Here is a 21,672-nt window from a genome sequence, read left to right as displayed (position 1 = left end):
GGACACCCGTCAACACGGGTTTGCCCCCTACCGGAAAACAGACGAACGTGCGCATCGTCACGGTAACGCGCGCTACTTGACCAACGATAAAGCTCCGCTACCCGATTCGAACAGCTTGACCACCCGGACCGAGCCCGTTTCTCACCGAGCGACAATTCGGACAAACCGCCCGTCTCCATTTGTCAAAACCCGAACCAACCGTTTCACCGGGCCTGAACACACTGACCGGCGCGCGTCGACTTCGACACGCGCCGGCGCAAGCTGGTCACAGCGCACGAGGACGCGGTGTCAGTACCGTCCACGCCGCGCCGGGATCCCCGGTGGCCGGGTTGGCAACCGGGTGACGGTTCTTCGCTGTCGCCTGCTACGCCCGGCGGAAGAGCTTCTGATGCATACCCCCCGCGAACACACCATGAGGGTCGAGCTTGCCGTAGTGCCCGGCAGCGCGGTCCCAGTGGGCACGTCCGTCGGTGCCACCACCGAACGCCGTGGGAATCTTCTTGCTGATGAACTCGTGGTCCGTCCAGGCGCCATCGGTACCGTAGGCCCACCCCTTCGACCACTCCGGGCGCACCAGGGCGTAGTCGCCCGAGTAGTGGTCCAGCACCCAGCCCTCGATCTCGCGGAAGAACTCGTTGCTCGCCGCGGTTCCGGGAATGGTGAGGACGTCGAACCAGACCGCCACATCGAAGTCGGGATGCTTCGCGGACGGCTTGATGGCCGAGAGCAACGGAGTCACCGCACTCGGCACGCCCGACTTGCTCGGGTCGTCGAGCTCGGTCACCCGCACCTCGAGCGGGCCGTTCATCGGGTACGCGCCACGACCCCGATAACGCTCCAGCTTGTCCTGCAGCATCCGGTAGAAGTCGCTGACCACGCGCTGGATGTCCCGGCGCCTGGTGAGTACCGCATACCCGTTGGCCGTCACCCGCAGGGTCGTGGGACGGACATAGAGCAGGACATCCTTCGACCATCCCCAGATGTCCTGCGTGCCGGTGACGAAAAGACCGGTCGACACCAGCGACATCATCGCGTTCATCAGTGTCGGGGTGAGGAACCAGGCCCCGGCGGTGATCCGGCCGATGATGCTGGTGATCGGTTCCGGAAGGTTGTCGGAGAAACCGTAGTTGTAGGGCGAGCGGACCTGCCGGGAACCGGCCGGCTTGCGTTCCTGGGCCGACCAGACCTTGAGCCACGGGTTGACCGTGTACGGGAACCAGATGACCTCGGCCATGCCGTCGGAGTCCAGGATCCGGGCCAGCGAGTTCTTCCCCGCCCGCTCCGGCCGGGCGAAGATCTCCTCGGCCGAGATGTTGGCGAAGCTCTGGCACCGCAGCCGGCGGTTCTGCCCGACCCGTAGCGTGGCCTCGGTGATGACGACCCGGCCGAGGTGGACCAGCAGGGGGGCGATCGCCGGGTCCTGCCGGTGGAACTGCCTTTCCTCGTAGGAGTTCCGCTCGGCGTTCCACACGATCGCCTTCAGCGAGACGATGAGGTTGCTCAGGGATCCGTACCGCTCGTTGCCGGATTTGCCTGCGGCTTCGGTGGAGATCCCGGTGCCGTGCGCGCCGATGGCGAGGGCACCGCCGACGGTGACGTCTCCCGGCGCGGGACCGGCGTCCACCCCCAGGCCGGAGTCCTGAAGGTGGGTGAGCAAATCGTCGAGCAGCATCCCGGCCTGCACGGTCACGCTCGCCGGCGGTCCGGGATCGATGCGGTGTCCGGTGAAGTGCTTGCGCAGATCCACCAGGACCACCTTTTCGCGCTGGTCGTGCTCGAACGCCAGTGGCGACCAGCCATGCGCCTGGCCACGTGGGCGAATCGTCCATCCGGACCCGCGCGCCCAGTTCGCGATGCGCACCAGGTCCTCGGAGTTCCTGGGCGAACACGTCCATACGTCGTCGGCCTTGAACTCGCCCGACCAGTTCTCGAACGCCTGCCGGTAGAGTTCCACGGCGTCCGGAAAGCCCGGAGGACGCGGGTGTCCGGGGGCGGCCTCGGCGATCCGTGCCACCGGCCGCCACTGCGGCAATGTCCCGGCCGCCGAGACCACCGCGGTAGCCGCGGCGATCCGCATGACGGATCGACGGGACAGGACCGTCCGATCCCCTTCGTCTGCTCCGAACTGCCCGCTACGCACGCTTCCACTCCCGGTCCAGGCTCGGGCTGCGCCTGGTGGGGGAGGCGTGGCACCTCCCCCACCGGGGCAGCATGAATCGACCCGTGCGTCGAATCCGTTGCTCAACCACGGGAATCAACCATGAGGGGTGACGCTGGAGCGTCGTCTGGAAGACGTGCTCCTCTTACGTACGTTTCAGTTGTGCCCGTGCTCGCTCTCCGGAGCAGGTTTCCCCGAGTCGCCGCAGTAACCCTTGAACGAGTGGACGTACGCGCTGCGCACGAACTTGGTGTACTGCTCGGCGTCGGGGCCCAGCGTCGTCAGGTACGAAGTGTAGATCGGGTCCAGCAGGTTCACGATGGTCGCGTGGACCGGGTGCAGGGTCCCGATCGCCGCGGTGAACGGGCCGGCGGTGCCTCGGGCGGCCTCCTCCAGCGGCTGCAGGATGTTGCCGGCGGCCTTCGTGCCCTCCGGCCCCAGCGCGGCGACCATCGCCGGCTTGGCGTTGTTCATCACGGTGGAGACGAACGGCTGGGTGATCGGCCGGACCATGGAGTCGTAGACCGGGATCAGCGGGGCGGCCAGGTGACCGGCCGGGCTGAGCAGTCCGGCCAGCAGCTCGCCGGCGGGCTTGGTCACGTTGCCGGCGGCGTCGCTGAGGATCTTCGCCAGCGGGGTGAGGGCGCCGTTGAGCGCGCTGGTGGCCGGGTTGGTGGCCTTGGCAACCGCCTCGGTGAACGGCTGCAGCTGCTGCGCGAGCTGGGCGCCGGGGCCGGACAGCTCGCCCGACGTGGTCGCGGCGAAGGTGCCGGTGAGGTCGCCGAGTGCCACGGCCAGCGGGCGGCCCGGGGCCAGCAGTTCGTTCACCAGGTCGGCGGTGGTCATACCGGCCCGCGCGGCCTCCTTGTTGGGGCCGTCGAGGACCTGCTTGAGCGTGGCGTACAGCGGGCCCATCAGCGGGTCGAGCACGCTGTTGCAGACCGGGCTGGAACCGCCACCCATGACGAACTCGCCCGGGTCCGGCGGGGTGTCCCCACCGCCGCAGCCCTCGGTGCCGGTCATGTCGCCGGAACGCGCGGTCAGGGCGACGCAGTCCCAGTCGACCGTGCCGCCCGAGTCGCGGCGCCCCTCCTTGGCGATCTGCGTCACCGCACGGAGCTGGTAGGTCTCACCGATCTTCAGCGCCGAAGCGGGCACCGAGAACCTGGTCGCCTTCCAGTCCTTGCCCGGGATCAGCTCCCGGCCGGAGTTCTCCGCGACGACGTTGCCGGCGGCGTCGACCACCTGCACCTTGAAGTTGCCGTTGGCCAACTCGGACTCGGCGAACCGGTCGGTGGCCGCCCGGAACCGGTACTGGACAACGTTCTCCTCCGGCGCCTTGCCGTCGTTGCCCCGGTAGGTGAACTTCGGCGAGGACCAGGTGTGGGTGAGCGTGCCGCCGGCCTCCTTGGAGCCGCTGACCTGCGTGCGCAGCATGCCGTTGGTGCCCTGGAAGAACCAGAAACCGTCGGAGGTCGCGCACGAGACCACCAGTGCGCAGACCTTGTTGCCGCGCTGCTGGGTCCACTCGCCGTCGTAGCGGTCGAAGGTGCGGCCGTCCACCGGGTCCGGGTACACCTTGCCGCTGCCCGTGCCCAGGAGCTTGCCCTTGGCGGACTTGTCGCCGTCGTTGGCGGCCTTCGGCGCGGCGCCCATGTCGTGCCCGCTCTGCGCCGCGGCCACTTTCTGCTTCGCGTGCTCCTGCGTGGCCCGGGCGGTGCTGGTGTTCTCGACGGTCTCGGCCGACTTGGCGGCAGCCGGGTCCACCTCCACCTGCCCCATGGGTGCCTTGATCACCAGCGTCGCGCCCAGCGCGATCGTGACGAACACGCCGCCCGCCACGGCTAGCAGCTTCTTTCTCGCCATCTGATCATCCCGATCTGTGCTCGGTCTTGCCCGTTGTTCCGCGCTTGCGGGCCCGCCGCGGCCCCGCCGGATCGACGGCCACGCAGGTTCTAGATGGACGGCGGCGACCGAGAATTACGACAAAAGGCGGTTCAATTTCGTGACGAACAACACTGCCCCGCATGGGGTAACCACCGCGGCAGGGTGACCACCTGCGATCGGGAGGCCGGTTGTTCCAGCATGCGGTAGCCGGCTTCGAGCCGGCTCGGACGGTTTTCCCTGGTGGCAGCGGAGATCAACGGCCGATGCCCCGGGCCGGACGTGTCGATCTTGCCCGAATGGTGGCGTAGATACTGCTTCCGGGTGATACTCCCTGCCTAGCCCACGTGGGTGAAGGAAGGATCCCCAGGTGAACGCGCATACCGTGCAGGTCGACGACCTTCGGCTCGCTACACTACCCACCGCGGTGAACTGTGCGGACCTGTTCGTGCAATTCACGCTCGCGGAGTGGTCGCTGCGTCCGCTGTTGGACGAGGCTATGACCGCGGCCCGCCAGTTGGTGTCCGACGCGGTGGACAGAGCCGACCCGGCGGTGCCCGACTTCCTCACGGTGCGCCTTCGGCTGCGTGGCGACTGCCTGACCGTTGAGGTCGAACAGGCCGGCGGAGCGCGGTCGGGTGCCCCTGCGGCAGCCGTGGAGGGCCGGCGCGGTGGTGCGAGGCCACTGGCGGGTGGGGGCACGCTCGTGTGGTGCGAGCTACCGCTGCCGGGCGGCGTCAACGCCTCATCGGTGCCGCTGCCCCGGCGGGAGCCGAAGCGGTCGGCGAGCAACGAGCCGGTGACCGACGATGCCGACGTGACCCCGGAGGTCATCCAACGCATCCTGGACGCGCTCGGCAGGCACGCGAAGTAGGTCCTCGCCGCTCGGGTCGCGGGCGCCGCTGACAACGGAGGAGACGGCAACCCCGTCGTTCCACACGAGCGCGTGCTCGTTGTGAACGAGCACTGTCGGGAACGTGTGCTCTGCCGGCCAACGGAAAACCGTTACCTGGTGCTTGGCGGAGCCGGGGGTTGGTCCCGCGTGCCGAGTTCGTCCAGGACGACGTTCGGGCGCTTCATCGCCTTGATCCGGTGCGCGGCGCGCCCGACGATCTGGGCGGTGACCGGTGTGGTTGTCAACTGCAGCAGTGCGACGAGCAGCAGCGCCATGACGGTGTCGGCTGGTACCCGGATCGCGGTGCCCAGCAGGATCAGCAGCAAGCCGAGGGTTTGCGGCTTGGCTGCCGCGTGGAGTCGGGCGGCGGTGTCCGGGAACCGCACCACACCGATCGCGCCCAGCAGGCAGAACGTCGCGCCGGCGAGCAACGTCACGGCGGAGACGATGTCCGGGGCGGTCATCACAGCTCCTGGATGGTGGCCAATCGCGCGGCCGACGCCGAACCCACGAATCCGAGCAGGGCCACCGCGACCAACAGCGGAACGTAGGCGCCGTGCCCTTCCATCGCGGTGGCCACCGCGACACCGGCGACGAGCAGGACGACAAGCAGGTCCACCGCGATGATCCGGTCCAGCGCACCGGGCCCGCGGAGCAACCGGACCATCACCACGAACGCGGAGATAGCCAGCAGCCCGTATACGGCTACAAAGACGACATTCATGTTCTCTCCCGTCTCCGTCGTGCCTCCAGCACCACGCGTACCTGCTCGTCAGTGCCGACAGCCCGGGTGATCCGCTCCTCCACCGCCCACACCTCGCGGCGTTGGCGCTCGGCGTCGGATCGCCCGTGCAGGGGAAGGGTGTGCACGTAGCAGACGCGGTGCCGGCGGTCGATCTCGAGTACGTAGCTCCCGGGTGTCAGTGACGTGACGTTGGCGGTGAGCGCGATGAGCAGGTCGGAGTCGACGTGCAGCGGTACCGCCACGATCCCGGTCCTTGTCCGGCTGCCGTACCGGACGGCCTGCCATCCCACCGTCACGGCCGAGACGACGAGGTCGACCAGCAACCGGGCGAACAGCACGAGAATCCACAATGGACGAAGGTGGAACCGGTGCTCGAGTGCGGGTAGCGGGAACACCCCGATCACCAGGATCGCCACCAGCACCCCGCCCAGCAGGACGATCGGGGACAACGACCCCCACAGCAGGACCCAGACGACCACGAGCCCGACAGCGCCGAGGCGTCGGCACCTCACCTGGCGCAGTACCTCACGGACCGCCATCGCGTTCCCCTCCGAGTACGGCCGACCGGTACTGCTGTGGGTTGGCCAGGTCTGCCGCGGCACGCTGGCTCAGCCCGGTCAGCGGTCCGGCAAGCACCGCCACCAGCACGCCGGACGCCACCAGGACCGCGGTGGCACCGGGCAGTAGCGGCGACGACATCCAGGTGCGCGCCTTCAGCTTGTCGGGTGCTTCCCGACCGGCAGATGCCCCGCGCGGTTCTCCCCAGAAGATTCGGGACCAGGCGCGCCCCAGCGCGTAGAGCGTGAGCAGGCTGGTGAGCACGGCGGCGACCGCGAGCGTGTAGGTCAGCACCGCGGCGGCGTCGACGCTCGCCCGCAGCAGGGCGAACTTGGCCACGAACCCGGACAGCGGCGGAAGCCCGGCCAGGCTCATCGCAGGTAGCGAGAACAACGCGGCCAGGCCCGGGTCGGTCCGCACCAGCCCGCCCATCTCGCGCATCGCCGAAGTGCCGGCCCGCCACACGATGAGTGCGCTGACCAGGAACATGGCGGCCAGCGCCGTGATGTGGTGGATCATGTACAGGATCGCGCCGGTCAACCCGGCCACGTTGAACAACGCGAGCCCGAGCAGCAGGAAACCGATGTGGCTGACCAGAATGAACGACAGCATCCGGTTGATGTCGTCCTGCGCGATGGCGCCCATGATGCCGACGGCCATGGTGGCCAGTGCGAGAACCAGTAACAGCGGCCAGAAATCGGGTCTGGGGAAGAGCAACGTCTGCGTGCGCAGCATGGCATAGACGCCGACCTTGGTGAGCAGCGCGGCGAGTACGGCGGTGATCGGGGCAGGTGCGGTCGGATAACTGTCGGGCAGCCAGAAGTGCAGCGGCACCATCGCGGCCTTGATGCCGAACACCACGAGCAACAGCAGTGCGAGCGCCGCGCGGAGGCCGACGGGAAGTGCTGCCAGCTTCGCGCTGAGGTCCGCCAGGTTGACGGTCCCGGTCGCCGCGTAGACCAGGCCGATCGCGGTGAGGAACAACAGCGAGGACGTGAGGCTGCTGACCGTGTAGGTCATGCCCGCGATCACCCGAACCGTCGTGGGGTCGAGCGTGATCAGCACGTAGGAGGCGGCGAGCATCATCTCGATGGCGACGAACAGGTTGAACAGGTCGCCGGCGAGGAAGGCGAGGTTGATCCCGGCAACCAGCAGCAGGTAGGAGGGGTGGAAGACCGGGACGAAGACGCGGTACCTGGTTTCGGTGACCCGCTGGCCGAGTGCGAACAGCAGCACCGCCAGTGTCACGACCGTCGAGACCACGAGCAGCAGCGCCGACAGCCGGTCGGCGACCAGGGTGATGCCGATCGGGACGGGCCAGTCACCGACCTGAACCACGAGGGGACCGTGTTGGTCGGCCAGTACCAGCAACGCGATGGCGGTGCCCAACACCGCGAGCAGGATCACCGGGCCGAGCAACAGGCTGGTCAGCCGGAAGCGGGCCAGCACCATGGCGCTGCCGGCCGCGAGGACCGGTAGCAGCACGGGGACCGCCAGCAGGACGTTCACGCCAGCTCCCGTTCACGTTGCCGGCGGTGCTCGGCCGACTCGAGCCGGCGGTCCTCGATGTCGTCGCGAACCTCGTCGTGACCGGTGAAGGTCCAGGACCGGTAGGCCAGTGCCAGCAGGAAGGTGGTCAGGCCGAAGGTGATCACGATGGCGGTCAGTGCCATCGCCTGCGGCAGCGGGTCGGCCATGGCCGCCGGCTCGGCCAGGCCGAGGATCGGCACGGCGCCCGGCGGCCCACCGGCGACCAGCAACAGCAGGTTCGTGCCGTGCCCCAGCACGATGAAGCCGAGCACGACGCGCATCAGGGAACGTTCCAGCAGGAGCAGGAAGCCGACGGCGTAGAGCCCGGCCACGGCGACGGCCATCGTCAGGTCGAGGTAGCTCATGTGCCCGCCCTCCCGTCCTGCACCGCCTCGTACTCGATGGTCACGCCCAGGCTGCGCAACAACTCCAGCACCATCCCGACGACCAGGAGGTAGACGCCGATCTCGAACAGCAGGCTGGTGGCCAGCTCGACCTCGCCCAGCACCGGCACCTCGGCGTGCAGCACCGCGCTGGTGAGCAGCGGCTCGCCGAACACGAGCGGGACCGCGCCGACCGTGGCGGCCAGCATCAGTCCCAGGCCGAACAGCAGCCAGGGCGGGACCGGTGTGGCCGCGCGCAGGTCCGCGCGTCCGCCGGCGAAGTACCGCAGTACGAATGCCTGACCGGCGACCAGACCGCCGGCGAACCCGCTGCCGGTGCCGCTGTGTCCGGCGAACAGCAGGTACAACGACAGCACCAGCACCGGGGGGAACAGCAGCCTGGCCACGACCTCCAACAACACGGATCGCCGCTCGGGTGGCAGTTGGTCCGCCCCGGGCAGCCAGCGCTCCGCGGGTTGGCTCCACCCGGGAGGGCGTCGACGTCGTGGCCGGGTCATCGTCGGTCCTCCTCGGTCCGCCGGTTGTGCGCCGCGTGCTGGCGCACTCGCCGGGGCTTGATGGCGGACAGCCGGGTCACCAGCACGAGGCTGGCCACTCCGACGGCCGTCACCGCCAGCACGGAGATCTCCCCGAGGGTGTCCAGGGCACGGAAGTCGACCAGGATCGCGTTGACCACGTTTCGTGCCCCGGCTTCCTCGCTGCGGTCCGCGTACTCCCGAGACACCGCGGGTACGGTCCGTGCCGCGGTTGCGGTGACGGCGAACGTGCCGACGAACAGTCCGACGCCGAGCGCGGCGATCCATCGCGGCCACCGCAGGCGCCAACTCCGTTCCAGCGGGGTGAAGCGGACCGGCATGCGGCGCAACACCAGCACCACGACGACGAGGGTCAGTGTCTCCACCAGGAACTGGGTCAACGCGAGGTCCGGCGCACCGTGTACGACGAACAGGCCGGCCACCCCGTAACCGACGACGCCCACCATAAGCACCGCGCTGAGCCGGTTCCGTGCCCGCAGCACACCCAGCGCCGCCCCGAGCACCAGCACGGCGAGCGGGAGCTGCACCGCGACCAAATCCGGCGGTGCCGGGCTGGCCAATGTGGTGCCGAACAGGAGCATCGTTCCAGGACCGACCAGCACCACCAGGAGGATCGTGGTCAGGTAGAGCGGCAGTGAGCCGGCCTGCGTGTAGCGGGTCGCCCCGACGGCGATCTGGTTGACTCCCCGCACTGTCCGTTCGAATGCCCGTTCGGCGTCGGGCAGTGCCGGTAGTCGCTGACGAACGGCCGTGATCCGGTCGAGGCCGGCGTAAACCACGAGGCCCAACACGATCACGAGCGCGGAGAGCACGAGCGTGGGGGTCAGCCCTTGCCACAACGCAAGGTGGTAGCGCTCGACTGGCGACGGGTAGTGGTCGGCGTAGGGGGTGGCGAGCACGTTGGATGCGTGTGGCCACAGTCCGAACAGCAGACCGGCCACCCCGAGTACCCCCGCCGGTAACACGAATCCGGTGGCGGGGAGGGTGACTTTGGTGGCTGCCACGCCTGGTTTGTGTGCGAAGGCGCCCCACAGGAACCGTGCGCTGTAGGCGACGGTGAGCACGAACCCGACAGCCAGGGCGACGAGCACGAGGTGGTCGGGTGTGTCGCCGTGCCAGAAAGCTTCGTAGGTGGCCTCCTTTCCCAGGTAGCCGAGGAAGGGCGGTAGTCCGGCCATCGACGCCGCCGCGAGAACGGCCACCGCCGACAGCGCGGGAAGCCGCTGCCCGACGCCGGACAGCTCCCGCAGGTCGCGGCTCCCGGCCTGATGGTCGACGATGCCGGTGACCAGGAACAAGGTGGCCTTGAACAGGCCGTGCGCGAGCAGCATGACCGCACCGGCCAGCGCCGCGGTGTGGGTGGCCGCGCCGAACAGGGCGGTGAGGAGGCCCAGCTCGCTGACCGTGCCGTAGGCGAGCAGCTTCTTCAGGTCGGTCTCCCGCAGGGCGCGCCACGCCGCCACGATGAGGGTGAGGAGGCCGACGGTCAGCGCGACCGGCCGCCAGAACGGGACGTCGGCGAGCCCGGGGGTGAGCCGGGCGATGAGGTAGACCCCGGCCTTGACCATCGCGGCGGCGTGCAGGTAGGCGCTGACCGGGGTGGGAGCCACCATGGCCGCGGGAAGCCATGGGTGGAACGGCAGTTGGGCGGACTTGGTGAACGCACCGAGCAGGATCAGCGCCGCCGCGGCCGGGACCGTTCCGCCATGCGGTGGCGCGGCCAGGATCTCGGAAAGGCGGTAGGTGCCGGCTGCCTCCCCGAGTAGCACGAAGCCGAGCAGCATGAGCAGACCGCCCAGCATGGTCACCAGCGCGGCCTGTATTGCCGCTCTTCGGCTTTGCTCCTTGATGCCCTGCTCGCCGATGAGTAGGAAGGAGCAGACCGTGGTCAGCTCCCAGAACACGTAAAGCGTCACCAGGTGGTCGGCGGTGACCAGGCCGGCCATCGCCCCGGCGAAGACGAGCAGGAGGGCGCCCACCCGACCGGCATCGCCGCCGAGGTAGTAGGCGCTGTAGGCGAGGACCGCGGCGCCGACACCGCTGACCAGCAGGAGCATCAGCAGGGCCAACGCGTCCAGCCGGAAGTCGAACCGCAGGTCGAGCCCGGCGGACCAGGTCAACGTTTCCTGGTGGATCGCGCCCCGCTCCAGCCCGGGAACCTGGGTGAGCGCCCAGCCGAAGGTGATCGCGGGGACCAGCGCGACGCCGAGGAGACCGCGCGGACCGAGCCGACGCACGAGGAGCGGGACCACCGCGGCCAGCGCCAGGTGCACGGCGATCAGGAACAGCACGATCACACCTGCCCCGGTGGCCGGACCGGCGCAACGCCGCGGGACATGGATCCTCCAGCGAAACGGGGACTGCTCTGTCCGTACCCGGCTTCCGACGACAGTAACGGCCTCACTGCCCGGCCCCGCGGTAGCTGAGGAGCGCGACACGCCGGATCACCCGATGGCGAACGGAAAAGCGGGGGAGCCGACGAATGGGTGACCCGGTACCAACCCGATGACAACGTGAGAAGTGATCGCATTTATTGGGGGAGCACGCTTCGCCCCCCGGCGTGCTCCCCTCACCCCGGTAGGGAGCCGGCCGTGGCGAGGCCGTCGGCGACCTTCAGCAGGCAGGGAACACACGGCATGCCCTCGCTCGTCCTCTCGATGTCGGCCCGGTTGATTTCGAGCCCGCAGATGGTGATGGGCGGGTCCTGGTCCGGCTCCGGGAAGGCGTGCACCTGGGTACGGGAGAGCGAACCGGGGACGCGCACCAACCAGAACTCGAGCGTCGTCACGACACACCGGGCCTGCTCGCTGGCCGGTGCGGCGTCCCCGGAACGGAGGTCGCCAGCCGGACGCGCACACGGCGGGCGCGCAGCGGTTCCATCCGACGGTCCCATTCTTCGGCTTCCTCCGGCGTCAATGGCTGCATGCACCGCAAGGCCGGCATCTGGACGGGCCGCCCCATAGAAAAGTCGCCTCCACTCTCGCTGAGTGGAGGCGACGCTAGGAATGATCAGTTATGGCTGGGTAGGACAGAATGTCCCACTACACAGAGAGGCTAAACGGTCACACCCAAACGGCGTGCGAGAGTGCGCAGGGGTGTTGTGACACGTCGCTCGCGCTCGACCAGTTCGGCGACCACCTGCCGCGGCAGGGCCTGATGCTTGATCCAATCGGGCGCCATGCTCTCGGCTGTCAACACTGCCTGCAGGGCCTTCTCATCATGTCCGAGCCGGGCGTGTGCGAATGCGCGGTCGGCGAGGTGCCGGGCGCGCGAGGCCAGCGGCAACCCGTTGTCACGGGGCATGTCCTTGGCTTCCTTCAGCGCCTCGGGGTAGTGCTCCGTGACGACGTGCACGTCCACCGTCTGCATCGTGACTTGCGACGGGCCGAACGCCGTTTCGTAGTCGTTGCGGTCGGTACCGATCCGCCGAGCGACCGCGTCAGCCTCGCCGAGCAGCTCGCGGGCCTGCCCGACGCGTTGGTTCCGCCCCGCCGCGGTGGCCGCGGTGATCACCAGGCTGCCGTAACACGACAGGTGGGGAGGCGAGACATCGCCGTGTGGTTCGAGCGTCGACGCCGCGCGGAGTGCGATTCGAGCCGACTCGTCAAAGCGGCCCTGGACAAGGAGTTGCCACGCCACTGAGCCGCGCAGCGTGGCCGCCAGGAAGGGGTCACCTCCCAACTCCGCGGCGGTCAGCGCATGCCGGATGGAGAGGAATGCCGAGTCCTGTTGACCGAGGTGTACGAGCGTGCATCCGGTGACCCAGTAGCCGCGGGCCAAGAGTTCGTGAGCCTCGACGCATTGGTCACTCTCCACCGCGTGCGTGGTCGCGCGGAGCTGCTCCAGCGCCGCCGGCAGAAGTGAGCCCAAGGCCTCATAGTGGCCAGACCAGTAGGTGCCCCAGCAGTATTCGACGGTTCGCCGTGCTTCGTCGATGCCGAGTGGCTCGCCGGTGGCCAGATCTTCGCCGAGGAGGTCATCGACCGGTGTGAGGGCGCGCCGGATGGCTGTCACGCCCTCGTCGGGACTACTCGGGGGAAGGGAGCCGCGCTTGCCCACGAGCACAGCGATGTCGACGTCGAGCGCGCGGGCGATGCGTTGCAGGCTACCGATCGAGGCCGTGTGGCGGCGCCCCTGTTCCAACTTGCGGATCAGAGCGACACTGACCTGCGCCATGTCAGCAAGCTGCTGCTGAGTCAGCAGCTTGCCACGGAGAGTCCGGATGCGTTCGCCGATCGTCTTGTCGGCAAGGTCACTACGCACGACCTTCTCCTGTCTCGCCGTAGGTGGCCCCTCGCCGGCCCCGGGATGAGCCCTCGATGAGAAGTCGCCACCGAGAGTAGTGGCGCAGCCACTGCCCGACCAGGACAGAGGTAGCTTGTCTGTCTCAGATCCGACGCTGTTTCATGGTAGGTGCGAGAGGGGCGTTATCCCGCCTGGGAATCAGCCGTCGCCGCGGCGGGGGTTGGGGTGCGGCGGCCGCGGGCGACGGGGACGACCATGGGCGTGCCGGTCTCGGGATCCTCGATAACCCGGCTGGGCAGGCCGAAGACGTCCGCGACCAGCCCGGCGGTCATGATCTCCGCCGGGTCACCCTCCGCCGCGATCTCACCGCCGGGCCGCATCACCACGAGGTGGGTGGCGTAGCGGCATGCCTGGTTGAGATCGTGTAGCACCGCGACGATGGTGTGCCCCTTGTGCTCGTGCAGATCCGCACACAGGTCCAACACCTCGACCTGATGCGCGATGTCGAGGAACGTGGTCGGCTCGTCCAGCAACAACAGCGGCGTCTGCTGGGCCAGCACCATGGCCAGCCACACGCGCTGCCGCTGGCCACCGGACAGGTCGTCGACGGGACGCTCAGCCAGATCGAGCACGCCGGTCAGCCGCATCGCGTCGAGCACGGCGTCCTCGTCCTCCACCGACCACTGCCGCAACATCCGCTGGTGCGGGTACCGGCCGCGGACCACGAGGTCCCGCACGCTGATCCCGTTGGGCGCGATGGAGGTCTGCGGCAGGAGTCCAAGCCTGCGGGCAACCTCGCGGGAACGGTAGGCCGAGATGAGCCGGCCATCCAGGTGAACAGTTCCGGTGCGCGGCTTGATGATGCGGGCCAGCGCCTTGAGCAGTGTCGACTTCCCCGATGCGTTCGGCCCGACGATGACGGTGAAGGAGCGGTCGGGAATCGCGACACTGAGGTCTGTAGCCACGGTGCGCTGGTCGTAGGCGAGCGTGAGGTGCTCCGCCCGCAGCCGCGGCGTCCGATCGCCCGTTCCGTTCACAGCCTGCTCCGTCGTGCTTCGGTGGCCAGCAGCCACACCAGGTACAGCCCGCCGATGATGCCGGTCGCGGTGCCCACCGGCAGGTGGGCGGACGGCAGGATCCGCTGCACCGCGAGGTCGCTGGCGGCTAGGAGCACGGCCCCCAGGAACGCGGCCGGCAGCAGCCCGGGCCCGGACGAGCGGGTCAGCCGCCGCGCCAGTTGTGGGGCCGCGAGCGCGATGAACCAGATCGGCCCGGTGGCCGCGGTGGCGATCGCGGCGAGCGTGACGCTGACGAGCAACAGCACGAACCGGGTGCGTTCCACGTTCACCCCCAGCGCCTTCGCGGCGTCGTCGCCCATCTCCAGCAGCGACAGCCGGCGCGCGAAGCGCAGGCCGAGCGGGAGCAGGATGGCCAGCCCGATGCCGACCGCCGCCGCCTGGTTCGGGCCACGATCGTGCAGGCTGCCGATCAGCCACGACTGCGCGGCCAGCGCCTCCTGCAACCTGGCCCGGGTGATCAGGTAGGAGTTGGCGGCGAGCAGCATCGCGCTCACGCCGATGCCGACGACGACGAGCCGGAATCCCTGCACACCGCGGGTGTAGGCGAGCAGGTAGACCGCGACCGCGGTGACCAGCCCGCCGGCCAGCGCGCCGAGCGCGATCTGGGTCATGCTGCCCTGGAGCACGATGATCACGAGCAACGCGCCCGTGGCCGAGCCGTTGGTGAACCCGATGATGTCCGGGCTGCCCAGCGGATTCCTCGTCAGGGTCTGCAGGATCGCGCCGCTGGCCGCCAGGGCCGCGCCGACGAACACCGCGGTGAGCAGCCGGGGCAGCCGCAGCGTGTAGATGATGAAGTCCGCGCCCGGCGATCCCTCGCCGACCAGGGATCGCAGCACGTCCCCGAGGGGGAGCGGGAAGTCGCCGCTGGTCAGGGTGATCCCCATGACCACAGCCAGCGCGACCAGCAGCACCACCGAGACCGCGAGCGCGCGGCCGTCGAGGCGCAACGAGAGGCGCCCACCATGGGTGCGCAGGACCAGCCCGTCCAGCACCCGACCGGCCTCCGGTGTCTTCGGGGGCCTCTCGGCGCTCCGCGCCGGATCTGCTTCGCGCACCACGCTCACAGGGCGACCAACTTCCGGCGGCGGCACAACGCGATGAACACCGGTGCCCCGAGGAACGCGGTGACGATGCCGACCTGCACCTCGCCCGGGGCGCCGAGCACCCGGCCGAGGATGTCGGCGCCCAGCAACAGGATCGGCGCGAGCACCATCGAGTACGGCAGCACCCAGCGCTGGTCCGGGCCGACGACGAACCGGGCCACGTGCGGCACCGCGAGGCCGATGAAGCCGATCGGGCCGCACGCGGCGGTGGCGGCACCACACAGCATCATCACCGCGACGGCGCCCAGCGCCCTGGTCCGGCCCACCCGCGCGCCCAGCGCGCGGCCCACCTGGTCCCCCATCGCCAGCACGTTCAGCGGCCGCGCCAGCGCCACCGCGATCACCGCGCCCACCAGGACGAAGGGCAGGATCGCGAGCACGACGTTCAGGTAGCGGCCGGCGAGCGCGCCCACGGTCCAGAACCGGAACTCGTTGAACGCCCCGGGGTTGACCAGCAGGACCGCCGTGTTGAAGGCGTACAGCACGGCGGTGAGCGCGGCGCCGGCGAGCACGAGCCGTTCCGGGGTCGCCATCCCCCGCCCGGACGAGCCGAGCAGGTAGACGACCAGTGATGCGACCGCCGCGCCGGCGAAGGCGAACCAGACGTAGCCGAGGATCGTCCCCACGCCGAGGAAAGCGATGGCCACGACGACCCCGGTCGAGGCCCCCAGGTTCACCCCGAGCAGCCCGGGGTCGGCCAGCGGGTTGCGGGTGAGCGCCTGCATGAGCGCCCCGGACAGCCCCAGGGAGACGCCCACCAGCAGGCCGAGCAGGGTCCGCGGGATGCGGTAGTCGTGGATGATGACCGCGTCGTGCGAGCCGTCGGGGTGCCACAGCACGGTCCAGGTCCCGAGGAAGGAGATGTCCCGCGTGCCCAGCCAGATGCTGGCGAGGGCGACCACCGCGAGCACGCCGAGCCCGACGAGCAGGCCGAGCCCGCGCAGCGTCGCGGTCCGGGCGTGGTGCGCGGGTGGCGCGGGTGCGGCCGGCGACGAGGTACCGCCGCCGGTCCCGGCCGGCGCCTGGACAGCCACCGACAACGCGAAGACCTCCCCGGACGAGCGACACTACACGGGTGACGCGTGAGCTTTAGGTGAGGCTAACCAACGGGGTCGTGGTGGATCAACGCGCCAGGATGTCCTCCCCGTGGGCCACCTCACCCCCCACCAGGGTGGCTACCAGGTCGATCCGGCTGATCCGGTCGGTCGGCACCCGCCTCGGGTCGGCGCCGAGCACCACCAGGTCCGCCAACTTGCCCGGGGCGATCGAACCCTGCTCGTGCTCCCGGTGGCAGGCGTGCGCGGCGTTGACCGTGTAGGCGCGCAGGGCGTCGTCGACCCCGATGGCCTCGTCCGGGCCGATCTTGCGGCCGCCCTCGGACACCCGCTCGACCAGGAACTGGATCGCGCGCAGCGGTGCCCCGGCCGTGACCGGGCGGTCCGAGCTGCCCACCAGCGGGACGCCGTGGTGGAGGAAGCCCTTGCCCCGGTAGAGCCAGGGGGCCCGCTCCTCCCCCATGATCTCGGCGTAGTCGTCGCCGAGGTACCACAGGAAGCTCGGTTGTACGACCGCCGCCGCGCCGAGCTCGGCGAACCGGGGAAGCTGGTCGGGGCGGACCAGCCCGGCGTGCTCGATGCGGTGCCGTGCCGCGGCCCGGGGGTGCGCCCGCTGGGCCGCCTCCAGGGAGTCCAGCGCCAGGTCCACCGCGCGGTCGCCGATGGCGTGGATCGCCAGCTGCCATCCTGCTCGGTGCCCGTCGACGATGACCGACCGCAGCTCCGCGGGGTCGCCAAAGAGCTGCCCGCCATGGTCGAGCCCGACGTACGGGCTGGTCAGGGCGGCGGTGCGGGGCATCATGCCGCCGTCGAGGAACACCTTCAGCGCGCCGATCGAGAGACGCTCCCCACCCAGGCCGGTGCGCAGCCCGAGGTCGATCGCCCGCGGGATGCCGTCGGTCGGGTGTGCCGCAGCCTGGCGCAGCGCGGTCGCGGCGACCATGAGCTGGACGCGGATCGGCAGCCGGCCGGCGTCCAGGGCGCGCTGGTAGGCGGCGAGCTCGACCGGGCTGTGGCTGATCAGCCCGCCGCCGATGCCGGCCTCGGCGCAGGCGGTGACGCCCTCGGCCAGGCAGGTACGGGCGGCGTGCTCGATCGCGTCGACCAGCTCGTCGAGCGAGTACGGCTGGCGCAGCTCCCGGACGGCGGCCATACCGCTCTCGGCCAGCACCCCGTTGTCGTGGTGCACGCCGGCCGGCAGCATGCCGAGCACGGCGCTGTTGACCACGCAGGCGTGCCCGGAGTCGTGTACGACGAACACCTTGCGGTCGCCGGCGACCTCGTCCAGCTCCGCCGCGGTGAGGTGTCGTCCCAGCGGACGCTGGTCGTAGCCGACCACGTCGACCCACTCGCCGGGTTGTTTCTGGGCGGCGGCCCGCCGGATGACCTCCAGCACGTCGGCGACCCGGCGGCTCGGCGCGACGCTGGCGCTGCGCGCTCGCAGGCCCGCCCAGGCGAGGTGGACGTGGGCGTCGACGAAGCCGGGCAACACCGTGGCGCCCTCGAGATCCACCTCCGCGCGTGCGGGCAGGCTGGCCACGGCGTCGTCGACGCCGACGATGCGGCCGCGCCAGATGCCGACCTCCCGGGCAACGGGACGGCCCGGATCCATGGTGAGGATGTTGGCGTTCACCAGCCGCACGTCGAGCATTGCCGCTCCCGCCTGTCGGAGACCTTTTTCCAAGATCTATCGCGGATCCCGATGGCTGTCGCGAGACCTGTCTCAAGCCTCGCCGGGACCTGGCCGTAAACCCCTTGGGTTGGGTCGGTTCGGGTCGGTTTGGGGGTCCGGCCGAGGCCCTAGTTAGAGTAGCCTTACCTATCAAGTTGCGGCGTCTGTGGAGGTAGGTCGAGTGGTCGCGGGAGGACCGACGGGGCGGGACGTCCTCCGGGCGGCGATCGGAGGCCAACGGCGCCACCTCGTCGCGGCATCGGTGCTGGGCATCGCGCACCAGGGGTGCGAGGCGCTGGTCCCCGTCGTCATCGGCGTGGTGATCGACCAGGCGGTGGCCACCGGTTCGCTCGACGTGTTACTGCGCTGGCTGCTCGTGCTCTGCGTGCTCTTCTTCGTGCTCTCCACCTGCTACCGGACCGGTGCCCGGGCCGCGGAGCGCGCCGGCGAGCAGGCCGCGCACCGGCTTCGGCTGGATCTCGGCGCGCGGGTGCTCGACCCTCGGGGCGGTGCGGAGGCGGGCCGGCTGCCGGGCGCGCTGGTCAACATCGCCACCGGCGACGCCAAGCGGGTGGGCGCCGTCGCCACCGTGCTGGCCTACGGGATGTCGGCGGTCGCCGGCCTGGCGATCAGCGCGGTGGCGTTGCTGCGGATCTCGGTGCCGCTCGGCCTGCTCGTGCTGCTGGGCATCCCGCCGCTGCTGTGGCTGGGGCACCGGATCAGCCAGCCCCTGGAACGGCGGAGCGGGGTCGAGCAGGAGCGGGCCGCGCAGGCCTCCGGCGTTGCCGCGGATCTGGTCGCGGGGCTCCGGGTACTCAAGGGCATCGGTGCCGAGGCGGCGGCGGTGTCCCGGTACCGGCGGACCAGCCAGGACTCGCTCGCGGCCGCGCTGCGTGCGGCCCGCAGCCGGGCCGGGCACGACGGCGCCGTGCTGGCGCTGACCGGAATCTTCATCGTGATCATCGCGCTGGTCGGCGCGCATCTGGCGATGCGGGACGTGATCAGCGTCGGCGAGTTGGTGGCGGCGGTGGGCCTCGCCCAGTTCCTGCTCGGGCCGTTCCAGCTCCTCACCTTCGTCAACGCCGAGTTCGCCCAGGGACGTGCCTCGGCCGACCGGATCGCTTCGGTTCTCGCGGCACCGCCCGCGGTGCCGGTGGGTTCGGCGGCGCTGCCCGAGCCGGTCGGCGGTGCGGTGCGGTTGCGTGGTGTTTCTTACGGCGCGTTGCGCGGCGTCGACCTGGATATTGCCGCCGGGAGCCTGGTCGGGGTCGTGGCCAGGGATCCGGCGGCCGCGACCGATCTGCTGGCGTGCCTGGGTCGGGAGGCCGACCCCACGGGCGGAACGATCGAGCTGGACGGTGCGGGACTGGCCGGGCTGGACCCCGCCGAGGTGCGCCGCGCCATCCTGGTGGCCCAGCACGATGCCGACCTGTTCGAGGGCACCCTGCTGGAGAACGTCCTGGCCGGAACCGCCCCGGGCACCGACGCCGGCCGGGCGATGGCGGCCGCGGCGGCGGACGAGGTCGCCGGGACCCTGCCGCACGGTGTGGACACCGTGCTCGCCGAGCGTGGGCGGTCGCTGTCCGGCGGGCAGCGGCAACGCGTGGCGCTCGCCCGCGCCCTCGCGGCGGATCCTCCGGTGCTCGTGGTGCACGACCCCACCACCGCGGTCGACACGGTGACCGAGGTGCGAATCGCCGCCGGAATCCGACAGGTGCGGCGAGATCGCACCACGATTCTGGTGACCACCAGCCCTGCGCTGCTTGCGGTGACCGATCGCGTGGTGGTAGTCGACGGAGGCACCGTGACCGCGGACGGCCCGCACCCCGACCTGGTCGCAGCGCGCGAGGACTACCGCTCGGTGGTGCTGACATGACGCCCGCGACGAACGAAGGACACGCGATGAGCGGGACTGGCAGATGCGAGCGGGAACTCCTGCCGACCGCCACCGGTGCGCAGACCGCCGCCGCCGTAGGTGCGTTGCTGCGCGGCCACCGGATGTTGGCGGTGGCGGCGGTGACCGTGATGGTTGTCGGGACGGGCATCGGCCTGCTCACCGCTCCCCTGCTCGGTCACATCGTCGACCTCGTGGTGGAACGCCGGGGCGCGGCCGCCCTGACCGTGCCGATGGTTCTGCTCGTGGTGGTCGCCGTGGGCCGGGGGGTGGCCACAGCCTACGGCAGCTCGCTGATCGCCAGGCTCGGCGAGACGATGCTGGCAGGTCTGCGGGAACGGTTCGTGGAACGCGCGTTGCGGCTTCCACTGGAACGGGTCGAGCAGGCGGGGTCGGGGGATCTGACCTCCAGGGTCACCAGCGACGTCACGTTGATCGCCAAGTCGGTGCGGCAGGCGTTGCCGGAGTTCAGCCGGTCCGCGCTCACCATCGTGCTGACGCTGGTGGGGCTTGCCGTGCTGGACTGGCGTTTCCTGCTCGCCGCGCTGGTCGCCGCCCCGATCCAGGTGTTGACCGTGCGCTGGTACGTGCGGCGCGCGATCCCGGTGTATGCCGCGCATCGGGTTGCCACGGGCGCGTTGCAGCACCAGCTCCTCGACAGTGTTGACGGGGCGCGGACCGTTCGTGCTTTCCGGTTGTCCGGCAAGCATGTGGACCTGGTCGCGGGACGCTCGGAGTCGACCGTTGACCTTGCGCTGCGCGGAATCCGGCTGATGACCGGGTTCTTCTCCCGACTCAACCTCGCCGAGCTCGTCGGCCTGGGGTCCGTTCTGGTCGCCGGTTTCGTGTTGGTGCGCAACGGTTCGGCCACCATCGGCACCGCGACCGCGGCGGCGTTGTACTTCCACAGCCTGTTCAACCCGATCAACGCGGCGCTCGTGCTGATCGACGACGCACAGTCCGCCGCCGCCAGCCTGGCCCGGCTGGTGGGGGTGTCCACCCTCCCGACGGAGCAGGAGCCGTCGCGGCCGGCACGCCCCATGGACGGCTCGGTTAAGGTCGCCGGGCTCAGCCACGCCTACGTTGCCGGCCATTCCGTGTTGCGGGACGTGGACCTGGAGGTCCGTTCCGGGGAGCGGGTCGCGTTGGTGGGGGCCAGCGGCGCCGGGAAGACGACGCTGGCGAAGCTGATCGCGGGCATCCACCAGCCGTCCGCGGGGTCGGTGGCCCTGGGCGGGGTGGACATCGCCGACCTCGGCCCGGCGGGTACCCGGCGCACGGTGACGTTGATCAGCCAGGAGGTGCACGTGTTCGCCGGGACGCTGGCCGACGACCTGCGGCTGGCGCGCCCGGAGGCCGGCGACGCCGAGCTGCGCGAGGCGCTGGCGCGAGTCGGTGCGTTGTCCTGGGTGGAGGCGTTGCCGGAGGGGCTGGCCACCGTGGTCGGCGAGGGTGGGCACCGGCTCACCGTGGCCCAGTCGCAGCAGTTGGCGTTGGCGCGGCTCGTGCTGGCCGACCCGCCGATCGCGATCCTCGACGAGGCGACGGCGGATGCGGGCAGTGCGGGCGCCCGCATCCTGGAGGAGGCGGCCGGGCGGGCCCTTCAGGGGCGAACCGGCCTGGTGGTGGCGCATCGACTCACGCAGGCGGCCACCGCGGATCGGGTCGTGGTCCTGGACCACGGCCGGGTCGTGGAGGCCGGGACGCATGAGGAACTCATCGCCGCCGGCGGCCGCTACGCCACGCTCTGGGCGGCGTGGTCGGACAGTCGGAACTCGGTGTAGGCCACCTACCGGGGTCCAGCCGAATCCCGAACCGGGTGCCGACGAGTGATTCGGACAGCCGGGTTCATCCCGGCCGGCGATGAATTTGTCCATGGATCGGCCGATGTCTACAACTGCCGCGAACAGT

General features: G+C 70.2%; 18 protein-coding genes. 3 read left to right on the top strand and 15 right to left on the bottom strand.

Annotated features, from left to right (window positions below):
* Positions 1–364 precede the first annotated feature (364 nt).
* Positions 365–2,077, bottom strand: a complete 1,713-nt coding sequence (locus IEY55_RS10735) for a cholesterol oxidase substrate-binding domain-containing protein (protein ID WP_189056600.1) — start codon at positions 2,075–2,077, stop codon at positions 365–367.
* A gap of 237 nt (positions 2,078–2,314) precedes the next feature.
* Complete coding sequence (locus IEY55_RS10730) at positions 2,315–4,024, bottom strand: hypothetical protein (protein WP_189056598.1); 1,710 nt, start codon at positions 4,022–4,024, stop codon at positions 2,315–2,317.
* Positions 4,025–4,412: 388 nt separating this feature from the next.
* On the opposite strand from IEY55_RS10730, the gene IEY55_RS10725 reads away from it, so the two are divergent.
* On the top strand, positions 4,413–4,916 hold the full coding sequence (locus IEY55_RS10725; RefSeq protein ID WP_189056596.1) for an ATP-binding protein: 504 nt from the start codon (positions 4,413–4,415) through the stop codon (positions 4,914–4,916).
* Positions 4,917–5,047: 131 nt separating this feature from the next.
* On the opposite strand, the gene mnhG is transcribed toward IEY55_RS10725, so the two are convergent.
* The 13 genes from mnhG to IEY55_RS10660 form a co-directional block, all read right to left on the bottom strand.
* Entirely contained in the window at positions 5,048–5,401 is a 354-nt protein-coding gene (gene mnhG, locus IEY55_RS10720; protein ID WP_189056594.1) for a monovalent cation/H(+) antiporter subunit G, read from the bottom strand.
* Positions 5,401–5,661, bottom strand: a complete 261-nt coding sequence (locus IEY55_RS10715) for a monovalent cation/H+ antiporter complex subunit F (RefSeq protein ID WP_189056592.1) — start codon at positions 5,659–5,661, stop codon at positions 5,401–5,403. The genes mnhG and IEY55_RS10715 overlap by 1 nt, the downstream gene beginning before the upstream one ends.
* Positions 5,658–6,221, bottom strand: coding sequence for a Na+/H+ antiporter subunit E (locus tag IEY55_RS10710; protein WP_189056590.1), 564 nt, complete (start codon positions 6,219–6,221; stop codon positions 5,658–5,660). Before IEY55_RS10710 ends, IEY55_RS10715 begins: the two co-directional genes overlap by 4 nt.
* The gene (locus IEY55_RS10705; RefSeq protein ID WP_189056588.1) at positions 6,208–7,749 is read right to left on the bottom strand and encodes a Na+/H+ antiporter subunit D; all 1,542 of its coding nucleotides are present in this window, start codon (positions 7,747–7,749) and stop codon (positions 6,208–6,210) included. Before IEY55_RS10705 ends, IEY55_RS10710 begins: the two co-directional genes overlap by 14 nt.
* The gene (locus IEY55_RS10700) at positions 7,746–8,135 is read right to left on the bottom strand and encodes a Na(+)/H(+) antiporter subunit C (protein ID WP_189056586.1); all 390 of its coding nucleotides are present in this window, start codon (positions 8,133–8,135) and stop codon (positions 7,746–7,748) included. Before IEY55_RS10700 ends, IEY55_RS10705 begins: the two co-directional genes overlap by 4 nt.
* Positions 8,132–8,671 carry an MnhB domain-containing protein gene (locus IEY55_RS10695; RefSeq protein WP_189056584.1) on the bottom strand — a complete coding sequence of 180 codons (540 nt, stop codon included), beginning with the start codon at positions 8,669–8,671 and terminating at the stop codon, positions 8,132–8,134. The genes IEY55_RS10700 and IEY55_RS10695 overlap by 4 nt, the downstream gene beginning before the upstream one ends.
* Positions 8,668–11,001 carry a hydrogen gas-evolving membrane-bound hydrogenase subunit E gene (gene mbhE / locus IEY55_RS10690; protein ID WP_189056582.1) on the bottom strand — a complete coding sequence of 778 codons (2,334 nt, stop codon included), beginning with the start codon at positions 10,999–11,001 and terminating at the stop codon, positions 8,668–8,670. The genes IEY55_RS10695 and mbhE overlap by 4 nt, the downstream gene beginning before the upstream one ends.
* 278 nt (positions 11,002–11,279) lie before the next feature.
* A complete protein-coding gene (locus IEY55_RS10685) occupies positions 11,280–11,498 on the bottom strand; it encodes a hypothetical protein (RefSeq protein WP_189056581.1) in 219 nt (72 codons plus the stop codon).
* 266 nt (positions 11,499–11,764) lie between these two features.
* Positions 11,765–12,973 carry a helix-turn-helix domain-containing protein gene (locus tag IEY55_RS10680; RefSeq protein ID WP_189056579.1) on the bottom strand — a complete coding sequence of 403 codons (1,209 nt, stop codon included), beginning with the start codon at positions 12,971–12,973 and terminating at the stop codon, positions 11,765–11,767.
* A 164-nt stretch (positions 12,974–13,137) separates the two neighbouring features.
* Entirely contained in the window at positions 13,138–13,992 is an 855-nt protein-coding gene (locus IEY55_RS10675) for an ABC transporter ATP-binding protein (protein WP_189056577.1), read from the bottom strand.
* Positions 13,989–15,095, bottom strand: a complete 1,107-nt coding sequence (locus IEY55_RS10670; RefSeq protein ID WP_373289993.1) for a FecCD family ABC transporter permease — start codon at positions 15,093–15,095, stop codon at positions 13,989–13,991. Before IEY55_RS10670 ends, IEY55_RS10675 begins: the two co-directional genes overlap by 4 nt.
* A gap of 2 nt (positions 15,096–15,097) precedes the next feature.
* Positions 15,098–16,174 carry a FecCD family ABC transporter permease gene (locus IEY55_RS10665; RefSeq protein ID WP_189056752.1) on the bottom strand — a complete coding sequence of 359 codons (1,077 nt, stop codon included), beginning with the start codon at positions 16,172–16,174 and terminating at the stop codon, positions 15,098–15,100.
* A gap of 88 nt (positions 16,175–16,262) precedes the next feature.
* Positions 16,263–17,846, bottom strand: a complete 1,584-nt coding sequence (locus IEY55_RS10660; RefSeq protein ID WP_189056574.1) for an amidohydrolase — start codon at positions 17,844–17,846, stop codon at positions 16,263–16,265.
* Positions 17,847–18,048: 202 nt separating this feature from the next.
* On the opposite strand from IEY55_RS10660, the gene IEY55_RS10655 reads away from it, so the two are divergent.
* Together IEY55_RS10655 and IEY55_RS10650 are read left to right on the top strand one after the other, a co-directional pair.
* A complete protein-coding gene (locus IEY55_RS10655) occupies positions 18,049–19,743 on the top strand; it encodes an ABC transporter ATP-binding protein (protein ID WP_229686251.1) in 1,695 nt (564 codons plus the stop codon).
* Positions 19,744–19,769: 26 nt separating this feature from the next.
* Complete coding sequence (locus tag IEY55_RS10650) at positions 19,770–21,545, top strand: ABC transporter ATP-binding protein (RefSeq protein WP_189056572.1); 1,776 nt, start codon at positions 19,770–19,772, stop codon at positions 21,543–21,545.
* The last annotated feature ends 127 nt before the right edge of the window (positions 21,546–21,672 follow it).

Source organism: Longimycelium tulufanense (assembly GCF_014645795.1).
Taxonomy (GTDB): domain Bacteria; phylum Actinomycetota; class Actinomycetes; order Mycobacteriales; family Pseudonocardiaceae; genus Longimycelium; species Longimycelium tulufanense.
Note: the sequence above shows the minus strand (reverse complement) of the source record. Positions and strands in the feature narration are given on the sequence as shown.

Excerpts from the sequence above, each read along its gene's own strand:
- IEY55_RS10735 (WP_189056600.1), bottom strand. The coding sequence starts at position 2,077 with ATGCGGATCGCCGCGGCTACCGCGGTGGTCTCGGCGGCCGGGACATTG.
- IEY55_RS10730 (WP_189056598.1), bottom strand. The coding sequence starts at position 4,024 with ATGGCGAGAAAGAAGCTGCTAGCCGTGGCGGGCGGCGTGTTCGTCACG.
- mnhG (WP_189056594.1), bottom strand. The coding sequence starts at position 5,401 with ATGACCGCCCCGGACATCGTCTCCGCCGTGACGTTGCTCGCCGGCGCG.
- IEY55_RS10715 (WP_189056592.1), bottom strand. The coding sequence starts at position 5,661 with ATGAATGTCGTCTTTGTAGCCGTATACGGGCTGCTGGCTATCTCCGCG.
- IEY55_RS10710 (WP_189056590.1), bottom strand. The coding sequence starts at position 6,221 with ATGGCGGTCCGTGAGGTACTGCGCCAGGTGAGGTGCCGACGCCTCGGC.
- IEY55_RS10700 (WP_189056586.1), bottom strand. The coding sequence starts at position 8,135 with ATGAGCTACCTCGACCTGACGATGGCCGTCGCCGTGGCCGGGCTCTAC.
- IEY55_RS10695 (WP_189056584.1), bottom strand. The coding sequence starts at position 8,671 with ATGACCCGGCCACGACGTCGACGCCCTCCCGGGTGGAGCCAACCCGCG.
- IEY55_RS10660 (WP_189056574.1), bottom strand. The coding sequence starts at position 17,846 with ATGCTCGACGTGCGGCTGGTGAACGCCAACATCCTCACCATGGATCCG.
- IEY55_RS10650 (WP_189056572.1), top strand. The coding sequence starts at position 19,770 with ATGAGCGGGACTGGCAGATGCGAGCGGGAACTCCTGCCGACCGCCACC.